A 7050-nucleotide genomic window follows, 5' to 3' on the forward strand; every position below is an offset into this window, starting at 1 on the left:
GCGGCAACACACCGGCGGCCTCGTCGCGCCAGGTCACCAGCAGCCCGCGCATCCCCATCGGGTTCGCGGCGGCCTGCTGCATCGTCATCGCGCCGCCGGCAACGCCCCGGTGATACGATCCGACGAGCAGCGTGCGCTCGTATTCCGTCAACTGCCCCGTCGGCGGATAGCCGAGTGTCGCCTGGTAGTCGGCGATCGCGGCACGCGAGTTGCGGCCGAGCACGCCGTCGGGCGACCCGACCGGATAGCCGAAGTAGTTCAGCGCCACCTGCACCTCGCGGTTGGCCTCGCGCTGCGCCGTGGTCATGCCGGAACTGGTGGACTTGCGCACGACCGTCTGCCGCTTCTTCTGCGATTCGTTGACGATCGCACCGCCGATGATCCCGCCGATCAGGCCGCCGACGATCGCGTCGCCGGCATCGGCCCGGGCCGGGGACGGCATCCCGACGGAAGCCACCGCGAAGGACGCGGCGACGCCGAACGCCACGATTTGTTTCGATTTCATCCCAAATCTCCCCTTGATGTCCCAATTGATCGGCGGGCCGGCAGGGCCGGCCCGCGGAAACCTGTTCAAATGCCGGGAAAGTGTCTCTCTAACGGATGAGTCTGACAACCGCTGTTTTCCGGCAGGTAGCCCCGACGCATCGGCCGGCGACGGCTCCTCAGCGGCCGTAGCCGACACGGTTCATCTGCGCGACGGGCACCACCGCGGGGGCGTGCCTGGGCCGCGGCTTGCGCGCGGAATGGATGGGCACGTAAGGATGCCCCGCCACCTTCAGCGTGGGGTAGAGCGCCCGGTTCATCTGCGCGTGCGGCTCGGCGCGGGCGGTCTGGGCGGCCATGATCGCGGATGCGAGAAGAAGGCCGAGTGTCAATGCGACGGCGGATGCCGAAAGCTTCAGCATGGATGCCTCCAATGAGATCTGGTTCAAAATCCCCGTGAAACCGACGGGGGAAGCGACTAATGAGGCGATAATGCGCCCGGGCAGCCGCTCCCGCCAGTCGGGAATTCCTGCCCTCGCGGCGAAATAGGACCGGAAGTCGCATGGTGGAATGGCGGACGAGCGAGGGCCTCGTGCCCTATGAGGAGGCGCTGGCCTTCATGGAAGCGCGGGTGGCCGCAATCGCCGCCGGCGAGGCGGACGAGATGGTCTGGCTGCTCGAGCATCCGCCGCTCTACACCGCCGGGACCTCCGCCCGGGCAGAGGACCTGACCGATCCTGGCCGCTTCCCGGTCCACGCGGCGGGCCGCGGCGGCCAATACACCTATCACGGGCCCGGCCAGCGCGTCGCCTATGTCATGCTCGACCTCAACCGCCGCGGCCGCGACGTCCGCGCCTATGTGCGCAAGCTCGAGGACTGGATCATCGCCGCCCTCGCGGAATTCAACGTGAAGGGCGAGGTCCGGCCGGATCGTGTGGGCGTCTGGGTCGTCCGCCCCGACAGGCCAGCCGCCGCGGACGGTGCCCCGCGCGAAGACAAGATCGCCGCCATCGGCGTCAAGCTGCGCCGCTGGATCAGTTTCCACGGGATCGCGATCAACGTGGAGCCCGACCTGAGCCATTTCGAGGGCATCGTGCCCTGCGGAATCAGCGAGCACGGGGTCACGAGCCTCGTCGATCTTGGCCTGCCGGTGACGATGGCCGACCTAGACCTCGCGCTGAAAGCCGGTTTCGCGCGCGTTTTCGCGTGAAACTCGCACCGGTGCGTCGACTTCGTGCCGCTGGCATCAACGGCCATTGCGGAGCCGGCGGGGATGGCCCACCCTTGCCATGCCAGGATTCGGCAAGGAAGCGCAGGCCCCGTCGATGCCCGCCCCGTGACTTGACTTGGGTCAAGTCGGAGGCCACGTCCCCATGGTAGCAGCGCACAAGCCCGCGCCTGCCCGGCCGAGACCTGCAGAGCAACGACAAAGAAGGACCGATGATGAAAACCAAGCTGATTGCGATCGCTGCCGCCCTTGCCGTCGCCGGCCCCGCATTTGCCGCGGGCGACGCCGCAAAGGGCGAATCCGAATTCAAGAAGTGCAAGGCCTGCCACGCCATCGTCGCCGACGACGGCACCGAAATCGTCAAGGGCGGCAAGACCGGCCCGAACCTTTACGGTGTCATCGGTCGCGCGGTCGCCTCGGCGCCCGACTTCAAGTATGGTGACGGCATTCTCGCCGTCGGTGCCACCGGCATGGTCTGGGACGAGGCGCTCCTTGCCGAATACGTGGTCGACCCGACGGCTTTCGTCGACACCCACGGCGGTTCGGGCAAGTCGAAGATGACCTTCAAGCTCGCCAAGGGCGGCGAGGACATTGCGGCCTATCTGGCCTCGGTCGTGAAGTAAGGCGACCGCACCGGCGATCCTGCGGCGCGCGATGGTTTTTCGCGCGCCGTCATATGTTTCTGTCATTGCCCATCCCGTTTCGGCCCTCTATTAGGATTCCGTAGCCTTGCCCGGAATGCGGCCTGCCGCGATCCTGGGGCCTCGCAGCGAAATGGGAGAGACGCATGGCGGACGCAGCCGTTCATGGCCACGGCGAACATGGGCATCCGGGGTTCTTCACCCGCTGGTTCATGTCGACCAACCACAAGGACATCGGGATCCTCTATCTGTTCACGGCCGCCGTCGTCGGCCTGATCTCGGTCATCTTCACCGTGTACATGCGGATGGAGCTGATGGAACCCGGCGTTCAGTACATGTGCCTTGAAGGGGCGCGGTTCATTACCGATCCGGCGGCCGAATGCACCCCGAACGGCCACCTCTGGAACGTGATGATCACCTATCACGGCGTCCTGATGATGTTCTTCGTGGTCATCCCGGCGCTCTTCGGCGGATTCGGCAACTATTTCATGCCCTTGCACATCGGCGCGCCGGACATGGCCTTCCCGCGGATGAACAACCTCTCCTTCTGGATGTTCGTCGCGGGCGTGTCGCTCGGCGTTGCCTCGCTGCTGGCTCCGGGTGGCGACGACCAGGCGGGTTCGGGCGTGGGCTGGGTGCTCTACCCGCCGCTCTCGACGAACGAGGCCGGCTGGTCGATGGACCTGGCGATCTTCGCGGTCCACGTCTCGGGCGCCTCCTCGATCCTCGGCGCGATCAACATGATCACGACCTTCCTGAACATGCGCGCGCCGGGCATGACGCTGCACAAGGTGCCCTTGTTCGCCTGGTCGATCTTCGTCACGGCCTGGCTGATCCTGCTATCGCTGCCGGTCCTGGCGGGCGCCATCACCATGCTCCTCACCGACCGCAACTTCGGCACGACCTTCTTCCAGCCGCAGGGCGGCGGCGACCCGATCCTCTACCAGCACATCCTGTGGTTCTTCGGGCACCCGGAAGTCTACATCATCATCATCCCGGGCTTCGGCATCATCTCCCATGTCATCGCGACCTTCGCGAAGAAGCCGATCTTCGGCTACCTGCCGATGGTCTACGCGATGGTGGCAATCGGCGTGCTCGGCTTCGTCGTCTGGGCGCACCACATGTACACGGTCGGCATGTCGCTGACCCAGCAGAGCTACTTCATGCTTGCCACGATGGTGATTGCGGTGCCCACAGGCATCAAGGTCTTCTCGTGGATCGCGACGATGTGGGGCGGCTCGGTCGAGTTCAAGACGCCCATGCTCTGGGCCTTCGGCTTCCTCTGCCTCTTCACCATCGGCGGCGTGACCGGCGTGGTGCTGAGCCAGGCGCCGGTGGACCGCGTCTATCACGACACCTACTATGTCGTGGCGCACTTCCACTATGTGATGTCGCTCGGCGCCGTCTTCGCGATCTTCGCCGGGACCTATTTCTGGATCGGCAAGATGAGTGGACGGCAGTATCCGGAATGGGCGGGCAAGCTGCACTTCTGGATGATGTTCATCGGTGCCAACCTCACGTTCTTCCCGCAGCACTTCCTGGGCCGCCAGGGGATGCCGCGCCGCTACATCGACTATCCGGAAGCCTTCGCCTACTGGAACTGGGTCTCGTCGATGGGTGCGTTCCTGTCCTTCGCCTCGTTCATCTTCTTCATCGGGATCGTGTTCTACACGTTGCGCTACGGCAAGCGCGTGACCGAGGCGAACTACTGGAACCCCTACGCCGACACGCTGGAGTGGACCCTGCCCTCGCCGCCGCCGGAGCACACGTTCGAGACGCTCCCCAAGCGGAGCGACTGGGACCACGGCCACGCGCACTGAGCGGATGACCTGAAGGACGGCCCCGGAGCGATCCGGGGCCGTCGTCGTTTCGGCGGGAGCGGGAAGATGCGGCTGATCCTCGGTCTGGTCCTTGTGCTCCTGCTCGCCGTCGCGGGCTACGTCGCGGTGACGGGATATCTCCTCGCGCGGGCGGCCTCGGGAATCCTGACCGTCGGGCCGCTGGCCGCGGCGCTTGCGACGACGGAGCCCCCGGCCGATCCCCTGGCGCTGGGGTTCCGCGGCGATCCGATGGCGGCGCTGTCGCTGCCGTTCGAGACGGTGACGCTCGACACGGCCCTCGGGCCCACGGAGGCATGGTACGTGCCCGCGACCGGCGCCGAGGTTGGCCGTGCCGTCTATGTCCACGGCATCGCCGGGGCGCGCGAGGATGGATACCGGCATCTTTCCATGTTGCACGCCGCCGGCTGGTCGGTGCTGATGATCAGCTACCGCAACGACGCCGGCGCCCCGCCCGCGCCCGAGGGCCGCTACGGCTTCGGGCTCCTCGAATGGCGCGACCTGGAGGCCGCGGTCGCACAGGCCGCGCCGGGGCCGGAGGGTCCGGGCGTGCTCGTGGTGGCCGAGTCCATGGGTGGCGCCATCCTCGGTCAGTTCCTGGCGCGAAGCGACCTCGCCGGGCGGGTGGCCGCGGTCGCGCTCGACAGCCCCGCGATCAGCTTCCGCGCGGTGATCAACCATCTCGCGGAGGCCAGCGACCGCCCCCTGCCCGGTCCGATGGCCTGGGTCGCCGGGCGCCTCTTGCCCCGAATGACCGGCCTGCCCCTTGGCGAGGCCGAGGTGGACGAGGTCTACGCGAGATTCGCCGGACCGCTCTTCATCGCCCATGGCTCGGGCGACCGGATCGTGCCCATCGCCCCCTCCCAGGCGCTTGCGGCAGCCCGGCAGGGTCAGACGGCGACCTTCTCGACGGGCGCGGACCACCTCGGCTCCTATGCCGAGGACCCGGACGGATACCGCGCGGCCTTCGCCGGCTTCCTCGCCGGTCTCGGGCGGCGGCCCTGAGGCCCGGCGTGCCGGCGCGTTCCCTTCCGCGTCCGCCCCGGTAGGATCCGCCCATGCCCTACGAATGGCTCCCTCCTGACGGCACCGAACGGCGGCTCCGCCTCTGGCCCTACCGTTCGCTCTCGGCCCGCGGCTTCGTCTGGTTCGTCGGCGGCACCGCGCTCCTGATCTCGGTGCCCCTGTTCGCGGTCCTCGGCACGCGGGTTCTCTGGGGTCTCCTGCCCTTCCTCGCCACTGCGGTCGCGGGTATCTGGTGGGCGCTCGCGCGGAGCTGGCGCGACGGCGAACTGACCGAGGAGCTGACACTTGCCCCTGGCCGCATGACGCTGGTGCGCCGTGCCCCCGACGGGGCGGAGCAGCGCTGGGAGGCGAACCCCTACTGGGTCGCCGTGCGGCTCTATCCCACCGGCGGCCCGGTGCTGAGCTACCTGACGCTGAAGGGCGACGGCCGCGAGGTGGAGCTTGGCGCCTTCCTCGGCGAAGCCGAGCGGGTGGCGTTGGCGGGCGAGATCCGCGAGGCGCTCGCGGCGCTGCGCTGATACGCGGTCAGGTCTTGCCCACCGCCCGGCGACGCGGCCGGGTCGCCCCTCGCGCCGGATCAGTCCTTGGCGCGCTCGACGTAGCTCAGGTCCTCGGTGTTGATGATGATGCGGGTCCCGGCGCCGACATGCGGCGGCACCATCACCCTGAGCCCGATGTCGGTCATGGCGGGCTTGTAGGACGAGGATGCCGTCTGGCCCTTCACCACCGGCTCGGTCTCGGTGATCGCCACCGCCACCTTCTGCGGCAGTTCGATGGCGATGGCGACGCCGTTGTGGACCTGGAGATAGACCCGCGTGCCCTCCTTCAGGAAGGCCTTGCCGTCGCCCACGACATCGGGCGAGACGGTGACCTGCTCGTAGGTTTCGGGCTCCATGAAGTGGAAGCCCTCGCCATCCTCGTAAAGGTAGTCGTATTCCCGCTCGTCGACATGGGCGCGTTCCACCTGTTCGGTGGTGCGCCAGCGCTCCGACACCTTCACCCCGTCCGAGATCCGCCGCATGTCCACCTGGGTGACCGGCGTGCCCTTGCCGGGGTGGAAGTTCTGGGCGGTCAGGACGACATAGAGCTTGCCGTCGAGTTCGACGACGTTGCCCTTGCGCAGGCTGGAGGCGATGACTTTCACGGGCGTTCCTCTCCGGGTATTGCTTGGGGCATTCCTTGCGGTTCCGCCGCGGCATGGCTATCACGCGCGGGCCCCGGCGCCCCGCGCCTAGCGCATCCCAAGCGAAATATCCAGACGAAAGCCGACGCGATGACCAGAGCGCCCCTTCCCGGCCCTGCCCCGAGCCCCTGGTGGTCGCCGGACCGCCATGCCGACCGGAGGCCGCTCCTGCTGGCGCGCAACCGGATCCAGGCGGCGATCCGCGGCTGGCTTGCCGAGGAAGGTTTCGTCGAGGTCGATCCGGCCGCGCTGGCGATCAGCCCGGGCAACGAGGTGCATCTCCATGCCTACGCCACGGAAGCCATCGGCAACGACGGCACCGCACGGCGGATGTATCTGCACACGAGCCCCGAATTCGCGATGAAGAAGCTGCTTGCCGCGGGCGAGACGCGGATCGCGGCCTTCGCCCATGTCTGGCGCAACCGCGAACGCGGGGTGCTGCACAGCCCCGAGTTCACCATGCTCGAATGGTATCGCGCGGGCGAGGATTACAGCGTCCTGATCGAGGATTGCGCGGCGCTCCTCGCGCTCGCCGCACGCTCGGCCGGAACCGAGGTCCTGCGGTTTCGCGGCCGCACCTGCGACCCCTTTGCACCGCCCGAACGGCTGTCGGTCGCCGAGGCCTTCGCGCGCCACGCCGGCATCGACCTC

General features: G+C 67.8%; 9 protein-coding genes. 6 read left to right on the forward strand and 3 right to left on the reverse strand.

Annotated elements, in window-relative coordinates; genetic code table 11:
- Together F9K34_RS15950 and F9K34_RS15955 are read right to left on the reverse strand one after the other, a co-directional pair.
- On the reverse strand, positions 1-505 hold a 505-nt coding region (locus F9K34_RS15950; RefSeq protein WP_291338108.1), incomplete at its 3' end, for a peptidoglycan-binding domain-containing protein.
- Between the two features lie 157 nt (positions 506-662).
- Positions 663-905, reverse strand: coding sequence for a hypothetical protein (locus F9K34_RS15955; RefSeq protein ID WP_291338109.1), 243 nt, complete (start codon positions 903-905; stop codon positions 663-665).
- Positions 906-1012: 107 nt separating this feature from the next.
- On the opposite strand from F9K34_RS15955, the gene lipB reads away from it, so the two are divergent.
- From lipB to F9K34_RS15980, 5 genes are all read left to right on the forward strand, one after another.
- Entirely contained in the window at positions 1013-1693 is a 681-nt protein-coding gene (gene lipB, locus F9K34_RS15960; protein WP_291338116.1) for a lipoyl(octanoyl) transferase LipB, read from the forward strand.
- Positions 1694-1926: 233 nt separating this feature from the next.
- Positions 1927-2334: a c-type cytochrome gene (locus F9K34_RS15965; RefSeq protein ID WP_291338110.1), complete on the forward strand. Its 408-nt coding sequence runs from the start codon at positions 1927-1929 to the stop codon at positions 2332-2334.
- A 164-nt stretch (positions 2335-2498) separates the two neighbouring features.
- Positions 2499-4172, forward strand: coding sequence for a cytochrome c oxidase subunit I (gene ctaD, locus F9K34_RS15970; RefSeq protein ID WP_291338111.1), 1674 nt, complete (start codon positions 2499-2501; stop codon positions 4170-4172).
- Positions 4173-4238: 66 nt separating this feature from the next.
- Positions 4239-5195 carry an alpha/beta hydrolase gene (locus tag F9K34_RS15975; RefSeq protein ID WP_291338112.1) on the forward strand — a complete coding sequence of 319 codons (957 nt, stop codon included), beginning with the start codon at positions 4239-4241 and terminating at the stop codon, positions 5193-5195.
- Between the two features lie 53 nt (positions 5196-5248).
- On the forward strand, positions 5249-5734 hold the full coding sequence (locus F9K34_RS15980) for a DUF2244 domain-containing protein (protein ID WP_291338113.1): 486 nt from the start codon (positions 5249-5251) through the stop codon (positions 5732-5734).
- A 59-nt stretch (positions 5735-5793) separates the two neighbouring features.
- Here the strand turns inward: F9K34_RS15980 and efp are convergent, their stop codons facing one another.
- The gene (efp, locus tag F9K34_RS15985) at positions 5794-6360 is read right to left on the reverse strand and encodes an elongation factor P (protein ID WP_291338114.1); all 567 of its coding nucleotides are present in this window, start codon (positions 6358-6360) and stop codon (positions 5794-5796) included.
- 129 nt (positions 6361-6489) lie between these two features.
- On the opposite strand from efp, the gene F9K34_RS15990 reads away from it, so the two are divergent.
- A partial coding sequence (locus F9K34_RS15990; protein WP_291338115.1) for an amino acid--tRNA ligase-related protein occupies positions 6490-7050 on the forward strand: 561 nt, incomplete at its 3' end.

This window comes from Albidovulum sp., from assembly GCF_008933605.1.
Taxonomy (GTDB): Bacteria; Pseudomonadota; Alphaproteobacteria; order Rhodobacterales; family Rhodobacteraceae; genus Albidovulum.

Bases quoted from the DNA above. Each gene is read 5' to 3' on its own strand.
- F9K34_RS15965 (WP_291338110.1), top strand. From the start codon at position 1,927: ATGAAAACCAAGCTGATTGCGATCGCTGCCGCCCTTGCCGTCGCCGGC.
- F9K34_RS15955 (WP_291338109.1), bottom strand. From the start codon at position 905: ATGCTGAAGCTTTCGGCATCCGCCGTCGCATTGACACTCGGCCTTCTT.
- F9K34_RS15975 (WP_291338112.1), top strand. From the start codon at position 4,239: ATGCGGCTGATCCTCGGTCTGGTCCTTGTGCTCCTGCTCGCCGTCGCG.
- F9K34_RS15980 (WP_291338113.1), top strand. From the start codon at position 5,249: ATGCCCTACGAATGGCTCCCTCCTGACGGCACCGAACGGCGGCTCCGC.
- ctaD (WP_291338111.1), top strand. From the start codon at position 2,499: ATGGCGGACGCAGCCGTTCATGGCCACGGCGAACATGGGCATCCGGGG.